Genomic DNA, 17,328 nt, shown 5'->3' with positions numbered 1-17,328 from the left:
TTAGTTTGTCGCGGTCATCTCACCCGGTAGCGCGGCACTGGCCGTCTGGCCTGCTCCACCCTGCGGGGCGGACTGCAGCGGATGCGCGTCAAAATATTTACGCAGACCGTTATAAATCGCTTCGGCAATTTGCTGCTGGTAACTGTCGCTTCCCAACAAACGTTCTTCACCGTTATTGCTGATAAAGCCCGTCTCTACAAGGATGGACGGAATATCCGGCGAACGCAGAACCCCGAGGCTGGCATGTTCAGGACGACGCTTGTGCAGCACGCCAATGCTTTGCAACTGGTTCAATACATTAGTGGCCACATCATACCCGACGCGCTGAGAATGACCGAACTGTAAATCCAGTACTGCCTGGCTGAGGTAAGGGTCAGACTGGCTGTTTGCCAGCACATCTCCCGCACCACCTAACAGTTCAGATTGCTTTTCATGCTGCTCCAGCCAGCCCGCCATTTCGCTGTTTGCCCGACGGTTTGAGAGCACCCAGACGGAAGCGCCGGTTGCATCGCGGTTTGGCGCAGCATCCGCATGGATTGAGACCAGGAAGTTGGCATTCTGCTTACGTGCAACGTCCGAGCGTCCCATAACCGAAATAAAATAATCCCCGTCGCGGGTCAGCACACCTTTAAACATCGGGTCGTCGTTTAAAAGCATCCGCAGCTTACGGGCAATAGCGATAGTGACGTTTTTCTCTCGCGTACCGCCAGGGCCAATCGCACCAGGATCCTGTCCACCGTGGCCTGCATCAATAGCGATAATGACTTTATCGCCACTGACCGCACGACGCGCACTGGCCGCCGGACGCGGTGTTGCCGTATTACTGCTGGTGAGACTGGTAATACGATCATTGTCCGATTTAAACGGGTTACGCGCAGGTTCAGAAGGACGCGGGGTATAAACTGGCTCTTCCACGCGTTTTGCCACAACCGGTGGCGGTGGTGGAGGCGGAGGTACGTCAGCATTGATGGTAAAGACCACCATATAATTCGCGCCGTTTTGCTGCTTCACGGCCTTCGTTTTGCCCTTTTCGGTCAAATCGACCACCAGTCGGAGCGACTGACTGTCTTTAGGCGTACCGGAACGAATACTTTTCACCAGGTTGTTACCGCTGAACTGCAGCGGCAATCCCTGGATCACACCAGTCTGTTTGATATCCAGCGCCACACTGTGGCTGTCTGGTTGTGAAAAATCATACTCAGGATCGCCCATAAAGCTGAGCGTGATCCGGGCCTGGCTATCCCCGTTCGACACCTGAATATCCGAGAGGCTTGCCGCCCCGGCCTGTGCGCACAGCAGTACCGTCGCAGCCAGCAACCAACCTTTAACGCGATTTATCATCCCGTTATCCCTACGTTCAACCGGCTAAACGCGCCAGTAAGGAACACCCTGATGAGGAAACAGCACTGATGCGTGCCTCACGCCCTTGTGCCTGGTAATCTAAGTGAATTTCGACATCCGGGTCAGGCAACACACCCGCACCTTGTTGCGGCCACTCCACCAGGCAAATGGCATCGTTGGCAAAATAATCGCGGATCCCCATAAACTCCAGCTCCTCAGGATCCGCAAGGCGATATAAATCGAAGTGATACACCATGAGGTTTTCAAGCGCGTACGGTTCTACCAGCGTGTAGGTTGGGCTTTTTACGTTTCCGTTATGGCCTAACGCCTGCAGAAAACCACGGCTGAAGGTTGTTTTACCCGCGCCTAAATCACCATACAGATAAATGACGGTTGCCCCCTGACAGGCCTGCGCCACGCGCTTGCCGAGATCTAAAGTGGCTTGTTCATCAGGTAAAGGAATCGCTCGATTAGTCATTTTCTACGTCAATCACATCCGGGTTAACAACACGCCTCAGCGTGCAAAAAAGATCGGTGGCCAGCATGCCGCGTGTTCCATAACGTGCAGCAAGCCTGTCAGCCGCTGCGCCGTGGGCCACGCAGCCCGCACAGGCTGCATCATAAAGGGGAAGTTTCTGTCCAAGCAATGCGCCGATAATACCAGAAAGCACATCGCCCATGCCGCCGCTCGCCATACCTGCGTTTCCGGCATCAATAATGCCTTGTGCATCGTCGCTGGCGATAACGGTTCCCGCCCCTTTTAACACGGCAACACCTCCATAACGTTTTACCAGACGCTGAGCAGAAAGTAAGCGATCGCTTTCAATTTCTGCCACGCTACAGTTAAGCAGCCGCGCGGCTTCGCCGGGGTGTGGTGTCAGAATGCGATTGTGACGCTTATCCGGGTTGATTGCCAGAAGGTTCAGCGCGTCGGCATCCCACAGCATCGGTTTACGAAAATTCTCAACTTTTTGCAGGGCTTGTTTGCCCCAGGCCTGCTGCCCGAGCCCAGGACCAATCACCACGACATCCGCCCATTCGAGGCTTTCCTCAAGCATTTGTGGCGTCAGCTCATGCACCATCAGTTCCGGGCGGGCGGTGATTATTGGCGCAATATTTTCTTTGCGCGTCAGCACGCGAACCAACCCCGCACCGCTGCGTACAGCCGCTTCACCCGCCATGCGGATAGCACCTGCCGTGCCGTGGTCGCCGCCAATAATCACCAGACGGCCATGTTCGCCTTTATGCGATGTCGGACGGCGCGGTGGTAGCCACTGCACAAGCTGCGAAGCATCAAAGCGCGAAAGGCGCGTCACCTGTCCGGCAAGCCAGTGCGCCAGCCCCAGCGCATCATGGTGTAGTGTACCCACCACATCCCGCGCTTTCCCGGTGAGTAATCCAGGTTTCAGGGCAATAAACGTTATGGTGTGCGAGGCATAGATCACCGCACCCGGGGTCGCTCCGGTCTGCGCTATCAGACCCGAAGGAATATCCAGTGCCACGATCGGCGAGGTATGCGCATTAGCATGCTCAATCAGCGCCGCAAGATCCTGACGCGGAGCACTGCGCAGGCCAGTACCCAGCAGGCCATCAATAATCACGTCGATCTCATCCGGCCAGACAATATCCGCCGCGTGAATCACACCACCGGCATTCAGCCAGGCTTCCCGCGCCATACGAGCTTCATCAGGAAGCGGCTTATCACTCTCCAGCGCCAGCAACGTCACACGGAGCCCGGTCGCAACGGCCAGACGCGCCACGACATAGCCGTCTCCACCGTTATTGCCATGCCCGCATAAAATCAACCAGTGTGAGGAGCACGGGTAGGCCTCCCGGGCAACGTTGAACGCCGCTTCGCCCGCGCGCTGCATCAGTTCATAAAGGGTAATGCCGAGGCTGTCTGCGGCCTCTTTTTCGGCGCGTCGGAGGTCATCCGCATGCCAGATGGAATGTGGTATACTTGCAGGGTTTTTCTTCACTGTATGGTCCGTCATGTCACAGCCCCTCGATCTCAATCAGTTAGCGCAAAACATAAAACAGTGGGGTGCTGAGCTTGGCTTCCAGAAGGTAGGTATTACCGATACCGACCTTTCCGCCAGCGAGCCGAAACTTCAGGCATGGCTGGACAAACAATACCACGGCGAAATGGAATGGATGGCGCGTCATGGCATGATGCGTGCGCGTCCACACGAGCTTTTGCCGGGCACATTACGCGTCATCAGCGTGCGCATGAACTACCTGCCGGCTAACGCGGCATTTGCGCGCACGCTCAAAAACCCCTCCCTCGGTTACGTCAGCCGGTATGCCCTGGGGCGTGATTACCATAAGCTCCTGCGTAACCGCTTAAAAAAACTCGGGGAAACTATTCAGCAGCACTGTGTTTCGCTGAATTTTAGACCGTTTGTCGACTCTGCGCCTGTTCTTGAGCGCCCCATCGCCGAAAAAGCCGGGCTTGGCTGGACAGGTAAGCACTCACTTATCCTTAGCCGCGACGCCGGATCGTTCTTCTTTCTCGGTGAACTGCTCATTGATTTACCGCTGCCGGTGGATGGCCCGGTAGAGGAAGGCTGTGGCCGCTGTGTAGCCTGCATGACCATCTGCCCGACCGGCGCTATTGTCGAGCCTTATACCGTTGACGCCCGCCGCTGCATCTCCTATCTCACCATCGAACTGGAAGGGGCGATCCCCGAAGCATTTCGCCCGCTTATCGGCAACCGCATCTACGGCTGCGACGACTGCCAGTTGATCTGCCCGTGGAACCGCTATTCACAGCTCACGGACGAAGAGGACTTCAGCCCGCGTAAAGCGCTGCACGCCCCTCAACTTATCGAGCTGTTTGCCTGGACCGAAGCCTGGTTCCTGAAAGTAACAGAAGGTTCGGCCATTCGCCGTATCGGCCATCTGCGCTGGCTGCGTAATGTCGCCGTTGCACTGGGTAACGCCCCGTGGGATGAAGCCAACATTCAGGCACTCGAAAACCGTAGAGGTGAGCACCCACTTCTCGATGAGCACATAGAATGGGCGATTGCGCAGCAAATCGAGAAGCGAAATGCCTGCGTGGTCGAGGTGCAGTTACCGAAGAAACAACGTCTGGTGCGGGTAATTGAAAAAGGGCTTACACGGGATGCTTGATATATTCACAGCCTGTGAATAAAAATAAAAACTCAAGCGCCATCTGGCCTGGCAAACAGGTCAAGTGATCTCACTAACATTTTGAAATCAAATTTTCTTAATAAAATTCAATAAATTAAAGAGATACTATTCACCCTGCGAAGTTTTTACCATTATCAGATAAACAACAGGTTCTGTGGATAACTCTGTTTACAAGAGTATTTCAGATACAATAGAAAACGTCCCCAACGAAGCATTTCGCTGTGGATATTTTTGAGACGAAGAAGAATTTGGAGCGGGAAACGAGACTCGAACTCGCGACCCCGACCTTGGCAAGGTCGTGCTCTACCAACTGAGCTATTCCCGCTTGGGTGGTTCTGATGCTGTGTGTATCTTGCGATACTTTCAAATTTTGGAGCGGGAAACGAGACTCGAACTCGCGACCCCGACCTTGGCAAGGTCGTGCTCTACCAACTGAGCTATTCCCGCTTGGGTGGTTCTGGTGCTGTGCGTATCTTACGATACTTTCAAATTTTGGAGCGGGAAACGAGACTCGAACTCGCGACCCCGACCTTGGCAAGGTCGTGCTCTACCAACTGAGCTATTCCCGCAAATCTGCACTGCTTTTGTTGCTGTCGTAACGTGTAATTCTCTGTCGTTACGGGAGGCGCATTATACGAGAAATCCTTTTAGCTGCAACCCCCCTGAAAGCGATTTTTTCAAAATCTTGTTCAAGTGATTAATTAATCGGCAAGCTGCACAATTTAGCGACAAAAACCCGGCAGCGCAAGGGTACCGGGCCTCAAAAATCACAGCTTAATAAAATTCTCGCGGTAGTAAGCCAGTTCCGCGACGGACTCACGGATATCATCCATCGCCTGATGGGTACCCTGTTTTTTAAAGCCGTCCAGAATTTCGGGTTTCCAGCGACGAGCCAGCTCTTTCAGGGTGCTGACATCCAGATAACGATAATGGAAGTAGGCTTCCAGTTCTGGCATGTACTTAAACAGGAAGCGGCGATCTTGCCCAATGCTGTTACCGCAAATAGGTGATTTACCTGCCGGAACCCACTGTTTCAGAAACTCAATGGTCGCAAGCTCGGCATCACGATCGCCCTGCGTGCTGGCCTTCACACGATCCACCAGACCGCTGCCGGTATGGGTACGCACGTTCCAGTCGTCCATCAGCGCAAGTTGCTCATCAGACTGATGAACTGCAATGGTTGGCCCTTCCGCCAGAATATTGAGGTTTGCATCAGTGACCAGCGTGGCAATCTCAATGATGCGATCGCGCTCGGGATCCAGCCCGGTCATTTCAAGATCAATCCAAATCAGGTTGTTTTCATCTGCGCTCATGTTATTTTCCACCCTTCTTGTATAACCAGCGGTAGCAGGTTAACTAGTATTAATTAGAGTGTATCATAGAGGTTTTGCCCATCACGGGCGACCAGGAGCCAGCGCGATTGAGTAAAAATAAACTCTCCAAAGGGCAGCAGCGCCGCGTCAACGCCAACCACCAGCGCCGTCTTAAAACCACTTCGGAGAAGCCGGATTACGACGACAACCTGTTTGGCGAACCCACTGAAGGCGTCGTTATCAGCCGTTTCGGTATGCATGCCGACGTGGAATCCGCCGATGGTGGCGTTCACCGCTGCAACATCCGCCGCACAATTCGCTCGCTGGTCACCGGTGACCGTGTAGTCTGGCGTCCGGGTAAAGAGGCCGCGGTTGGGGTCACGGTAAAAGGTATCGTTGAAGCCGTGCATGAACGCACGTCGGTGCTGACTCGCCCTGATTTCTACGACGGGGTCAAACCTATTGCGGCCAACATTGACCAGATAGTCATCGTTTCGGCGATTTTACCCGAGCTTTCGCTCAATATTATCGACCGCTATCTCGTCGCCTGTGAAACGCTACAGGTTGAACCTATCATCGTGCTCAACAAAATCGATCTGCTGGATGACGAAGGCATGGACTTCGTGAATGAGCAGATGGATATCTACCGCAAGATTGGGTATCGCGTGCTGATGGTCTCCAGCTACACCAAAGATGGTCTGAAACCACTGGAAGAGGCGCTCACCGATCGTATCAGCATCTTTGCGGGTCAATCCGGTGTCGGTAAATCCAGCCTGCTGAACAACCTTCTCGGCCTCCAGCAAGAGATCCTCACCAACGATGTGTCCGATGTCTCTGGTCTTGGTCAGCACACCACCACCGCTTCACGTCTGTATCATTTCCCGCACGGCGGCGATGTAATTGACTCCCCAGGCGTGCGTGAATTCGGCTTGTGGCACCTGGAGCCGGAACAAATCTTCAACGGATTTGTCGAATTCCATGATTATTTAGGCGCTTGCAAATACCGCGACTGTAAACATGATAATGATCCTGGCTGTGCTATCCGTGCAGCGGTTGAGAACGGTGACATTGCGGAAACCCGTTTCGAAAACTATCACCGTATTCTTGAGAGCATGGCGCAGGTAAAAACACGTAAAAGCTTTTCTGAAACTGATGACTGACAACTAAGCTAAGCATCGCTAAAATCGTCCCCCTTTTTTCAGGTTCCGGCTGCTCACAGCCGGATCAGGAACGACAAAACAATGGCCTGGAGGCTACCTTGTTAAACGCATTTAAACTTTCGCTTCAATACATTCTGCCGAAACTGTGGCTCACTCGCCTGGCGGGCTGGGGCGCAAGCAAACGAGCAGGCTGGCTGACCAAACTGGTCATCGACCTGTTCGTAAAATACTACAAGGTCGACATGAAAGAGGCGCAAAAGCCGGATACAGCCAGCTATCGCACCTTTAACGAATTCTTTGTACGCCCGCTGCGCGAAGAAGTGCGCCCGGTGGATACCGATCCCAACGTGCTGGTCATGCCAGCTGACGGCGTCATCAGCCAGTTGGGGACAATCGAAGACGACAAAATTCTGCAGGCGAAAGGTCACAACTACAGCCTGGAAGCACTGCTGGCAGGTAACTACCTGATGGCAGACCTGTTCCGCAACGGTTCGTTCGCGACCACCTATCTGTCACCACGTGATTACCACCGCGTCCACATGCCGTGTAACGGTATTCTGCGCGAAATGATCTACGTGCCGGGCGACCTGTTCTCTGTGAACCACCTGACCGCGCAAAACGTACCGAACCTGTTCGCCCGTAACGAGCGCGTCATTTGCCTGTTTGATACGGAATTTGGTCCAATGGCGCAGATCCTGGTAGGTGCGACCATCGTAGGCAGCATTGAAACCGTCTGGGCGGGCACCATCACCCCACCTCGTGAAGGTGTGATCAAGCGCTGGACATGGCCTGCAGGTGAAGCAGAAGGCTCTGTGGCTCTGCTGAAAGGCCAGGAGATGGGTCGCTTCAAACTGGGCTCTACCGTAATCAACCTGTTTGCACCGGGTAAAGTGAACCTGGTTGAACAGCTGGAAAGCCTGTCAGTCACTAAACTGGGTCAGCCGCTGGCGATGTCTACCGAAACGTTCGTGACGCCAGATGCTGAGCCAGCACCGCTGGTACAGGAAGAGATGAACGCCGAACACGACGTCAGCCCGCAGGTTGACGACAAAAAAGACGAAGGCTAACAACAGAAGGATTGCTGACGTGCGCCCGATTATCGTACTACTGATGGCCTGGTGCCTCAGCATGGGGGCGTACGCAGCGACGGCCCCCGACGCCAAACAAATCACCCAGGAGCTGGAGCAGGCAAAAGCGGCAAAACCCGCTCAGCCAGACACCGTCGAGTCGCTCCAGGCCGCACTGAACGCACTTGAGGAGCGAAAAGGCTCCCTTGAGCGTGCGCGGCAATATCAGCAGGTTATCGATAACTTCCCCAAACTCTCCCAGACGTTACGCTCTCAGCTTAATAACCTGCGTGATGAACCGCGCGATGTGCCGGAAGGTATGACTTCCGACGCGCTGAACCAGGAGATCCTGCAGGTCAGCAGCCAGCTTCTGGACACGAGTCGTATAGCCCAGCAGGAACAAGAGCGCGCGCGTGAAATTGCCGACTCGCTCAGCCAGCTTCCGCAACAACAAACCGATGCCCGTCGTCAGCTAAACGATGTCGAACGCCGCGTCGGTACGCAATCCGGCAATACGCCGCAAATCCAGGCACAAAATCTTGGGCTGCAGGCCGAATCTGCCAGGCTCAAAGCGCTGGTTGATGAACTGGAACTTGCTCAGCTCTCCGCCAACAACCGCCAGGAGCTATCGCGGATGCGGTCTGAGCTGGCGCAAAAGCAGAGCCAGCAACTTGATGCTTACCTCCAGGCTCTTCGCAACCAGTTAAACAGCCAGCGCCAGCGTGAAGCCGAGCGCGCGCTGGAAAGCACCGAACTGCTGGCGGAAAACAGCGCTAACCTGCCCACCGGGATAGTCGACCAGTTTAAGGTCAACCGTGAGCTGTCTGCCGCGCTGAACCAGCAGGCACAGCGTATGGATTTGGTGGCGTCGCAACAGCGCCAGGCCACCAACCAAACGCTACAGGTTCGCCAGGCACTGAACACTCTGCGCGAACAGTCCCAGTGGCTGGGTTCATCAAACCTTCTGGGCGAAGCGTTACGTGCACAGGTTGCCCGCCTGCCGGAAATGCCGAAACCACAGCAGCTGGATACCGAGATGGCGCAGCTGCGCGTTCAGCGCCTGCACTTCGAAGACCTCCTCAACAAACAGCCACAAATCCGTCAGATCCGTCAGGCGGACGGGCAACCGCTCACCAGCGAGCAAAACCGCATTCTGGAAGCCCAGTTGCGAACCCAGCGTGAGCTGTTGAACTCCTTGCTACAGGGTGGCGATACGCTGATCCTTGAGCTAACCAAGCTGAAAGTCTCCAACAGCCAGCTGGAAGATGCGCTGAAAGAGGTCAGCGAAGCGACGCACCGCTATCTCTTCTGGACATCCGACGTGCGCCCGATGACCTTCGCGTGGCCGATTGAGATCGTACAAGACCTGCGCCGCCTGATTTCGCTGGATACCTTCAGCCAGTTAGGCCAGGCCAGCGTGATGATGATTACCAGCAAAGAGACTATCTTCCCGCTGCTGGGGGCGTTGATTCTGGTGGGCTTCAGCATTTACTCACGCCGGCATTTTACCCGTTTCCTTGAGCGCTCCAGCGCCCGGGTGGGGAAAGTCACCCAGGATCACTTCTGGCTGACGCTACGCACCGTCTTCTGGTCGATCCTCGTCGCCTCACCGCTGCCAGTGCTCTGGATGACGCTGGGATACGGCCTGCGGGAAGCCTGGCCCTACCCGCTCGCAGTGGCGATTGGCGATGGCGTCACTGCCACCGTTCCCCTGCTGTGGGTGGTGATGATTTGCGCCACGTTCGCGCGGCCAAATGGTCTGTTCATTGCCCACTTTGGCTGGCCGCGTAATCGCGTTGCACGCGCCATGCGCTACTACCTGATGAGCATCGGGCTTATCGTGCCGCTGATTATGGCGTTGATCATGTTCGATAATCTCAACGACCGTGAATTTTCTGGTTCCCTGGGTCGCCTGTGCTTTATGTTGATCTGCGGCGCGCTGGCAATAGTGACGCTTAGCCTGAAGCGTGCCGGTATACCGCTTTACCTCGATAAAACGGGTAGCGGTGAAAACATGTTCAACCGTTTGCTGTGGAACCTGCTGCTTAGTGCCCCTCTGGCGGCGATTCTGGCGGCAGTGGTCGGTTACCTCGCCACTGCACAGGCGCTGCTGGCGCGTCTGGAAACCTCCGTCGCGATCTGGTTCCTGCTTCTGGTGGTCTACCACATCATCCGCCGCTGGATGCTGATCCAGCGACGCCGTCTGGCGTTTGACCGCGCCAGGCATCGCCGGGCTGAAATTCTGGCCCAGCGCGCACGGGGAGAAGAAGACTCCCACCACACCAACAGTACCGAAGGAACGTCAGAAACGGACGATGTCGAACTGGATCTGGACGCCATCAGTACCCAGTCCCTGCGGCTGGTACGCTCCATCCTGATGCTGATTGCCCTGCTCTCGGTGATCGTACTGTGGTCAGAGATCCACTCTGCATTTGGCTTCCTGGAGAACATCTCTCTGTGGGACGTAACATCCACGGTGAGGGGGGTTGAAAGTCTGGAGCCCATTACGCTGGGTGCGGTTTTGGTTGCCATTCTGGTGCTGATCATTACGACCCAGTTGGTGCGTAACTTCCCTGCTCTGCTGGAGCTGGCACTGCTGCAACACCTGGATTTAACCCCCGGCACGGGTTATGCCATTACCACCATCACCAAATATTTAATCATGCTGTTTGGTGGGCTGGTTGGCTTCTCGATGATTGGTATTGAGTGGTCGAAGCTGCAGTGGCTGGTCGCCGCGCTCGGTGTGGGGTTAGGTTTTGGTTTACAGGAGATTTTCGCCAACTTTATTTCCGGCCTGATTATCCTGTTCGAAAAACCGATTCGCATTGGCGATACGGTGACGATCCGCGACCTGACCGGCAGCATCACGAAGATCAACACCCGAGCCACGACGATCAGCGACTGGGATCGTAAAGAGATCATCGTGCCGAACAAGGCGTTTATCACTGAGCAGTTTATTAACTGGTCGTTGTCCGACTCCGTTACCCGTGTGGTGTTGACCGTACCGGCCCCGTCGGATGCCAACAGCGAAGAGGTAACGCAGATCCTCTACACCGCAGCGGAACGCTGCTCGCTGGTGATCGACAACCCGGCCCCGGAAGTATTCCTGGTGGATTTACAGCAGGGGATCCAGATCTTCGAACTGCGTATCTACGCCGCCGAAATGGGACACCGCATGCCGCTACGTCATGAGATCCACCAGCTGATTCTGGCAGGTTTCCGTGAACACGGTATTGATATGCCATTCCCACCGTTCCAGATGCGTCTGGAAACACTGGACGGGCGTAAGACGGGAAAAACGTTAACATCAGCGGCGCGTAGCCGCCCGGCGGGAAGTTTGTAACCATCTCCCCCTCCCGTTCGGGAGGGGGTTTTAAACCACTACACCGTTTCCGCGATATAGACCGTTGAGCGGCGACGGTAATTCTCATAAATCCCCATCGCCAGCAGAGAGAAGAAGATTGGGCCACCTACCATCCACAGCGCGCTGTTCCAGTCATTCGCCTCAATCACCGGCTGAATAATCGTAAAAATGTTAGCGAACGCCACCACCAGCACCACTACCGTGGTAGCCAGCAGCGTAGCCGCACGGGTTTTGAAAATCACAAACGGACGTTCCAGATCCTGCTTTGCTTTAAAGAACGGGAACGCCAGCGTCAGGAAAAGATAAGGCAGCGTCATTGACACATTCGCCATCAGAGTCAGCTTGTTATAAAACGCCGAGGCGGTATCCCCGCCAAATGACACCAGCAGAATAAACACACATACCAGCAGGCACTGCATCCACATCGCGTTGGCTGGCATCCCGGTGGTGTTGAGCTGTGTCATACGCGCGGGCCACAGCGCTTTTGGCGTGCCCTGAATAATGGCTTTCAGCGGAGAGTAAATCAGCGTGAAGAAGGCCCCCGTATAGGCGAGGAACATCGACAGCCCGGTAATGCGCGCAAACCAGACTCCCATCGTTGTCGCTGCGTCCGGCGTCAGGTGCATGGCCTGCCCCAGCGTCATGCCAAGACTCTTCATCAGCACATAGGTGATGTTACCCAGATTAGTGGTGTTGTTACTCAACACCTGCTGCCAGTTGGTGCTGACGCCCCACAGGAAAATCGCCAGCGAGTAGCCGATGGAGATAACAATCGCCGCGAAGATGATCCCTTTGGCAAAGTTCTTTTCCGGGTTTTCGGTTTTGTCGACCAGGCCGCCCACCGCCTCAATACCACCGTAGGCAAAGATGGCAAACACCACGAAAGAGAGCATGGCAAGGCCGGACTGATAGCCAGGATTTGGTGACGACACAAAATTCACCTCCTGTGCAAAGTGCCCACCGTTCAGACAGAGAATCGCGATACTGACCAGCAGCAGCACCAGGTTCAGACACATGACCGCAATACCGCCCACAGCAGTGATGCGGGCAATTTTGTTGATCCCTTTCGAGGCCACCAGCGTAACGACGACCATCCAGCAGACTGCCAGAATACCCACCACCTGCGTGGAGCTCAGACCTGCCAGAGACCAGACCTGCGTTTTATCTGCCCCGAACAAAAATGTGGAAAAGGGTACCCAGACTTTCGCTGCCGTGCTGACCATCCAGACAACGTAAGAGGAGAACCACATAAACGTGCCGATAAATGCATAGCGCGGGCCGACGCTGTTATTCATCCACGAATAGATCCCACCCTCTTCTTTCCGGTAGGCCGAGCCCATTTCCGCCATCATCAGCGCAAACGGAATAAAGAAGAACAGCGCCGAGACGATATAGAACGGCGTCGCGCTGTAACCCATCAGGTAGAAAGCCGACGGGCTGTTGGCAAAGCCAAAGACCGACGTAAAAATCATCAGGATGAGCCCGGTGAGGGTCATTTTTTTGAGTGAGTGAGACATAGAACCATCCGAAGAAGTATTAAGCTCCGCGGATGGTAGCAGATGACCAGACAAATATTGTGGCTATGCCGGGCAAATTAAGAAATTAACCTGTGTATAGAGAAAGTGGCAGTTTTTCATGTTGTCATGCGGAAATGGAAAGGATTATTGCCAGAGGGGGATATAGGCCGGGTAAGCGACAGCGCCACCCGGCATTTCGTTAAGCGCGGTCAACCGTAAACGCAATCACATCGCCCAGTTGTTCCGCACCCAGCGCCAGCATCACCAGACGGTCAACGCCCAGCGCCACGCCGGAGCAATCCGGCAGACCAGCCTGTAAGGCGTCAAGCAGGTTAGTGTCGATCGGCTGCTGCGGTAACCCCCGCGCGCCACGCTTGCGGTTATCCTGCTCAAAGCGCTGCTGTTGTTCGCGCGCGTCGGTCAGCTCATGGAAACCGTTCGCCAGCTCAATGCCTTTGTAATAGACCTCAAAACGCTCCGCCACGCGGTGATCTTCCGTGCTAATCTGCGCCAGCGAGGCCTGGCTTGCCGGGAAGTGATAAACAAAAGCCGGCCTGTCTTTGCCAATCTGCGGTTCAACGCCAAAAGTGAACAGTAACTGCAGCAGCGTATCGCGGTCTTCTTCCGTATCCGCCACGTTGCTCAGATCCAGTTTTGCCGCCACTTCGCGCAGCTGGGTTTTGTCCGCAGATAGCGGATCGATTTCAAGATAACGCTGGAACGCCTGCTGATATGAAAGCGTTTCCGCTTCTGAGCAATCCAGTACCTGCTGCAGCAGGTCGTCCACCTCGTTCATCAGGCGGTACATATCGTAATGCGGACGGTACCACTCCAGCATGGTGAATTCCGGATTATGGTGACGCCCCATCTCTTCATTACGGAAGCTGCGGCACAGCTGATACACCGGGCCACAACCCGCTGCCAGCAGGCGCTTCATGTGGTATTCCGGGCTGGTCATCAGATACAGATTCATCCCCTGGGAGTGACCAGGACCAACAAAACGGGTTTCAAACGGGACCAGATGAATATCCGTTACCGTTGCCTGACTCATGCACGGCGTTTCCACCTCCAGGACTCCGCGATCGGCAAAGAAACGACGGATCTCCGCCATAATTGCAGCGCGTTTTAACAGGTTAGGGATGGATGCGCTCGGCTGCCAGGTGGCCGTTTCGCTCATGAGTTTTTCTCCGATTTCAGACAAGGGCACGAAGTCTACTCGTTAGCGGGGACAGAGACAAATTTTGCACAGCTAAAGGTGCGATTTCATTTAGGAGAAAAATTATGTGACCCATTCCATCAATCGCAATGATAAATCACCGCACAGAACAGCAAAAAAATCGAACACGTCAAATTTCCCTCACATCCACACGGTTATACTGTTTTACCCATAAAGGAGCAGTGGAAACGCTTTCGCAATCGTCTCTTCGGACAGTTGAACTACCTTTAGTTCATCGCATTGCGAAATAACAAAAATCTGGAGGAATGTCGTGCAAACTTTTCAAGCCGATCTTGCCGTAATAGGCGCTGGCGGTGCTGGATTACGTGCTGCGATTGCTGCAGCACAAGCTAATCCGAACGCTAAAATCGCACTGATTTCAAAAGTCTACCCGATGCGCAGCCACACGGTTGCCGCAGAGGGAGGATCCGCCGCCGTTGCGCAGGATCATGACAGCTTCGAATACCATTTCCACGACACGGTTGCAGGGGGCGACTGGCTTTGCGAACAGGATGTCGTTGACTACTTCGTGCACCATTGTCCAACGGAAATGACCCAGCTTGAACAGTGGGGATGCCCGTGGAGTCGCCGCCCGGACGGCAGCGTCAACGTTCGCCGTTTTGGCGGGATGAAAATTGAACGCACCTGGTTTGCCGCCGATAAGACCGGCTTCCACATGCTGCACACCCTGTTCCAGACATCCCTTCAGTTCCCCCAGATCCAACGCTTTGACGAACATTTCGTTCTCGACATTCTGGTTGATGACGGCCAGGCGCGTGGTCTGGTCGCGATGAACATGATGGAAGGCACCCTTGTCCAGATCCGCGCCAATGCGGTGGTGATGGCAACGGGTGGCGCGGGTCGTGTTTACCGCTATAACACCAACGGCGGTATCGTCACCGGTGACGGCATGGGCATGGCGCTGAGCCACGGCGTGCCGCTGCGCGATATGGAATTCGTGCAGTACCACCCAACCGGCCTGCCGGGCTCTGGCATTCTGATGACGGAAGGCTGCCGCGGTGAAGGCGGTATTCTGGTCAACAAAAATGGCTACCGCTACCTGCAGGATTACGGCATGGGCCCGGAAACCCCGCTCGGCGAGCCGAAAAACAAATACATGGAACTCGGCCCACGCGACAAAGTCTCTCAGGCCTTCTGGCACGAGTGGCGTAAAGGCAACACCATTTCTACGCCACGCGGCGATGTGGTCTATCTTGACCTGCGCCACCTGGGCGAGAAGAAACTGCTGGAGCGTCTGCCGTTCATCTGCGAACTGGCGAAAGCTTACGTGGGTGTCGATCCGGTGAAAGAGCCGATTCCGGTGCGTCCAACCGCGCACTACACGATGGGCGGTATCGAAACCGACCAGCAGTGTGAAACGCGCATCAAAGGATTGTTCGCCGTGGGCGAGTGTTCCTCTGTCGGCCTGCACGGCGCAAACCGTCTGGGGTCTAACTCACTGGCCGAACTGGTCGTCTTTGGCCGCATGGCGGGTGAACGCGCAATGGAGCGTGCAGCAACCGTGGGCGAAGCCAACAGCGCCGCGCTGGATGCCCAGGTCGCAGACGTCGAAAAACGTCTGAAAGATCTGGTCAATCAGGAAGGTAACGAAAACTGGTCGAAAATCCGCGACGAGATGGGCATGTCGATGGAAGAAGGCTGTGGTATCTACCGTACACCAGAGTTGATGCAAAAAACCGTCGACAAACTGGCGGAACTGCAGGAACGCTTCAAACGCGTGCGCATCACCGATACTTCCAGCGTGTTCAATACCGACCTGCTTTATACCATCGAACTGGGTCACGGCCTGAACGTAGCGGAATGTATGGCGCACTCTGCCCTGGCACGTAAAGAGTCGCGCGGGGCGCACCAGCGTCTGGATGAAGGTTGCACCGAACGTGATGACGTCAATTTCCTGAAACACACCCTCGCCTGGCGCGACGCGGATGGCACGACTCGCCTGGACTACAGCGACGTGAAGATCACCACGCTGCCACCGGCTAAACGCGTGTACGGTGCAGAAGCAGAAGCAGCCGAGAAGAAGGAGACGGCGAATGGCTGAGATGCAAAAACTGAAAGTTGAAGTGGTGCGCTACAACCCGGAAGTGGACTCCGCACCGCACAGCGCTTTCTATGAAGTCCCTTATGACGAGCAAACCTCTCTGCTGGATGCGCTCGGTTACATTAAAGACAACCTGGCACCAGACCTGAGCTACCGCTGGTCCTGCCGTATGGCAATCTGCGGCTCCTGCGGCATGATGGTCAACAAAGTGCCTAAGCTTGCCTGCAAAACCTTCCTGCGCGAATACACCAAGGGCATCAAGGTTGAAGCACTGGGCAACTTCCCGATCGAGCGCGATCTGGTGGTCGATATGACCCACTTTATCGAAAGCCTGGAAGCCATTAAGCCGTACATCATTGGCAACCCGCGCACGCCGGATCAGGGGCCAAATACCCAGACGCCTGCACAGATGGCGAAATACCATCAGTTCTCCGGCTGCATCAACTGCGGCCTGTGTTACGCCGCCTGTCCACAGTTTGGTCTGAACCCTGAGTTCATCGGCCCGGCCGCTATTACTCTGGCGCACCGTTACAACGAGGACAGCCGCGACCACGGTAAAAAAGAACGTATGGCGCAGCTTAACAGCCAGAACGGCGTCTGGAGCTGCACCTTTGTGGGTTTCTGCTCCGAAGTATGTCCGAAGCACGTCGACCCGGCCGCCGCTATTCAGCAGGGTAAAGTGGAAAGCTCGAAAGACTTTCTTATCGCAACCCTGAAACCACGCTAAGGAGTGCATGATGACGACTAAACGCAAAGCCTATGTGCGGCCAATGCCGTCCACCTGGTGGAAGAAACTGCCGTTTTATCGCTTCTATATGCTGCGTGAGGGCACTGCAGTGCCCGCGGTCTGGTTCAGCCTTGAGCTGATGTACGGTGTGTTTGCCCTCAAACATGGCCCTGAAACCTGGGCCAGTTTTGTCGGGTTCCTGCAAAACCCTGTCATTGTGATCCTGAACCTGATCGTCCTCGCGGCGGCGCTGCTTCATACCAAAACCTGGTTTGAACTGGCACCCAAAGCGGCGAACATCATCGTTAAAGGCGAGAAAATGGGACCAGAGCCAGTCATTAAAGGGCTTTGGGCAGTGACGGCCATTGCCACCGTGGTCATTCTGTTTGTCGCACTGTTCTGGTAAGG

13 protein-coding genes and 3 tRNA genes are annotated in these 17,328 nt (G+C 55.1%); 7 read left to right on the top strand and 9 right to left on the bottom strand.

Features of this window, described 5'->3' with window-relative positions; translation table 11 throughout:
- Genes amiB through nnr form a run of 3 tightly spaced genes read right to left on the bottom strand, consistent with a single transcriptional unit; the run spans position 1 to position 3,335 of the window.
- Positions 1-1,341 (bottom strand): N-acetylmuramoyl-L-alanine amidase AmiB, encoded by a 1,341-nt coding sequence (gene amiB, locus ACHHZ6_RS14385; protein WP_182919290.1) that lies wholly within the window; start codon positions 1,339-1,341, stop codon positions 1-3.
- 16 nt (positions 1,342-1,357) lie between these two features.
- A complete protein-coding gene (gene tsaE, locus ACHHZ6_RS14380; RefSeq protein ID WP_182273483.1) occupies positions 1,358-1,819 on the bottom strand; it encodes a tRNA (adenosine(37)-N6)-threonylcarbamoyltransferase complex ATPase subunit type 1 TsaE in 462 nt (153 codons plus the stop codon).
- Positions 1,812-3,335, bottom strand: a complete 1,524-nt coding sequence (gene nnr / locus ACHHZ6_RS14375) for a bifunctional ADP-dependent NAD(P)H-hydrate dehydratase/NAD(P)H-hydrate epimerase (RefSeq protein WP_182273482.1) — start codon at positions 3,333-3,335, stop codon at positions 1,812-1,814. The genes tsaE and nnr overlap by 8 nt, the downstream gene beginning before the upstream one ends.
- On the opposite strand from nnr, the gene queG reads away from it, so the two are divergent.
- Positions 3,334-4,473, top strand: coding sequence for a tRNA epoxyqueuosine(34) reductase QueG (gene queG / locus ACHHZ6_RS14370; protein WP_182273481.1), 1,140 nt, complete (start codon positions 3,334-3,336; stop codon positions 4,471-4,473). The two genes, nnr and queG, sit on opposite strands and share 2 nt — an antisense overlap.
- Positions 4,474-4,743: 270 nt before the next feature.
- On the opposite strand, the gene ACHHZ6_RS14365 is transcribed toward queG, so the two are convergent.
- The 4 genes from ACHHZ6_RS14365 to orn form a co-directional block, all read right to left on the bottom strand.
- Positions 4,744-4,819 (bottom strand) — tRNA-Gly (locus ACHHZ6_RS14365).
- Between the two features lie 46 nt (positions 4,820-4,865).
- Positions 4,866-4,941: transfer RNA gene (locus tag ACHHZ6_RS14360), tRNA-Gly, on the bottom strand.
- Between the two features lie 46 nt (positions 4,942-4,987).
- Positions 4,988-5,063 (bottom strand) — tRNA-Gly (locus tag ACHHZ6_RS14355).
- Positions 5,064-5,261: 198 nt separating this feature from the next.
- A complete protein-coding gene (orn, locus tag ACHHZ6_RS14350) occupies positions 5,262-5,807 on the bottom strand; it encodes an oligoribonuclease (protein ID WP_182273480.1) in 546 nt (181 codons plus the stop codon).
- Positions 5,808-5,914: 107 nt separating this feature from the next.
- Here orn and rsgA point away from each other — a divergent pair, with 107 nt between their 5' ends.
- From rsgA to mscM, 3 genes are all read left to right on the top strand, one after another.
- Positions 5,915-6,967 carry a small ribosomal subunit biogenesis GTPase RsgA gene (rsgA, locus tag ACHHZ6_RS14345; RefSeq protein ID WP_182273479.1) on the top strand — a complete coding sequence of 351 codons (1,053 nt, stop codon included), beginning with the start codon at positions 5,915-5,917 and terminating at the stop codon, positions 6,965-6,967.
- Between the two features lie 98 nt (positions 6,968-7,065).
- Positions 7,066-8,034, top strand: coding sequence for an archaetidylserine decarboxylase (gene asd / locus ACHHZ6_RS14340; protein WP_196390719.1), 969 nt, complete (start codon positions 7,066-7,068; stop codon positions 8,032-8,034).
- A 19-nt stretch (positions 8,035-8,053) separates the two neighbouring features.
- Positions 8,054-11,377 (top strand): miniconductance mechanosensitive channel MscM, encoded by a 3,324-nt coding sequence (mscM, locus tag ACHHZ6_RS14335; protein ID WP_395122459.1) that lies wholly within the window; start codon positions 8,054-8,056, stop codon positions 11,375-11,377.
- A gap of 38 nt (positions 11,378-11,415) precedes the next feature.
- On the opposite strand, the gene yjeM is transcribed toward mscM, so the two are convergent.
- Both yjeM and epmA read right to left on the bottom strand, forming a co-directional pair.
- Positions 11,416-12,915 carry a glutamate/gamma-aminobutyrate family transporter YjeM gene (yjeM, locus tag ACHHZ6_RS14330; RefSeq protein ID WP_182273476.1) on the bottom strand — a complete coding sequence of 500 codons (1,500 nt, stop codon included), beginning with the start codon at positions 12,913-12,915 and terminating at the stop codon, positions 11,416-11,418.
- A 199-nt stretch (positions 12,916-13,114) separates the two neighbouring features.
- The gene (gene epmA, locus ACHHZ6_RS14325) at positions 13,115-14,092 is read right to left on the bottom strand and encodes an elongation factor P--(R)-beta-lysine ligase (RefSeq protein WP_182273475.1); all 978 of its coding nucleotides are present in this window, start codon (positions 14,090-14,092) and stop codon (positions 13,115-13,117) included.
- Positions 14,093-14,402: 310 nt separating this feature from the next.
- Here epmA and frdA point away from each other — a divergent pair, with 310 nt between their 5' ends.
- The 3 genes from frdA to frdC are packed head-to-tail and all read left to right on the top strand — an operon-like array spanning position 14,403 to position 17,326.
- A complete protein-coding gene (frdA, locus tag ACHHZ6_RS14320) occupies positions 14,403-16,193 on the top strand; it encodes a fumarate reductase (quinol) flavoprotein subunit (RefSeq protein WP_182273474.1) in 1,791 nt (596 codons plus the stop codon).
- A complete protein-coding gene (locus ACHHZ6_RS14315; RefSeq protein ID WP_182273473.1) occupies positions 16,186-16,920 on the top strand; it encodes a succinate dehydrogenase/fumarate reductase iron-sulfur subunit in 735 nt (244 codons plus the stop codon). Before frdA ends, ACHHZ6_RS14315 begins: the two co-directional genes overlap by 8 nt.
- 10 nt (positions 16,921-16,930) lie before the next feature.
- Entirely contained in the window at positions 16,931-17,326 is a 396-nt protein-coding gene (gene frdC / locus ACHHZ6_RS14310) for a fumarate reductase subunit FrdC (RefSeq protein WP_182274611.1), read from the top strand.
- Positions 17,327-17,328: the final 2 nt, after the last annotated feature.

This window comes from Enterobacter cloacae complex sp. 2024EL-00214, from assembly GCF_043945575.1.
Classification (GTDB): domain Bacteria; phylum Pseudomonadota; class Gammaproteobacteria; order Enterobacterales; family Enterobacteriaceae; genus Enterobacter; species Enterobacter cloacae_P.
This window is presented reverse-complemented; position numbering and strand designations above follow the sequence as displayed.

What these genes read in the sequence shown, in the direction of transcription:
- amiB (WP_182919290.1), bottom strand. Translation starts at nt 1,341, where the DNA reads ATGATAAATCGCGTTAAAGGTTGGTTGCTGGCTGCGACGGTACTGCTG.
- tsaE (WP_182273483.1), bottom strand. Translation starts at nt 1,819, where the DNA reads ATGACTAATCGAGCGATTCCTTTACCTGATGAACAAGCCACTTTAGAT.
- queG (WP_182273481.1), top strand. Translation starts at nt 3,334, where the DNA reads ATGTCACAGCCCCTCGATCTCAATCAGTTAGCGCAAAACATAAAACAG.
- nnr (WP_182273482.1), bottom strand. Translation starts at nt 3,335, where the DNA reads ATGACGGACCATACAGTGAAGAAAAACCCTGCAAGTATACCACATTCC.
- orn (WP_182273480.1), bottom strand. Translation starts at nt 5,807, where the DNA reads ATGAGCGCAGATGAAAACAACCTGATTTGGATTGATCTTGAAATGACC.
- yjeM (WP_182273476.1), bottom strand. Translation starts at nt 12,915, where the DNA reads ATGTCTCACTCACTCAAAAAAATGACCCTCACCGGGCTCATCCTGATG.
- epmA (WP_182273475.1), bottom strand. Translation starts at nt 14,092, where the DNA reads ATGAGCGAAACGGCCACCTGGCAGCCGAGCGCATCCATCCCTAACCTG.
- ACHHZ6_RS14315 (WP_182273473.1), top strand. Translation starts at nt 16,186, where the DNA reads ATGGCTGAGATGCAAAAACTGAAAGTTGAAGTGGTGCGCTACAACCCG.
- frdC (WP_182274611.1), top strand. Translation starts at nt 16,931, where the DNA reads ATGACGACTAAACGCAAAGCCTATGTGCGGCCAATGCCGTCCACCTGG.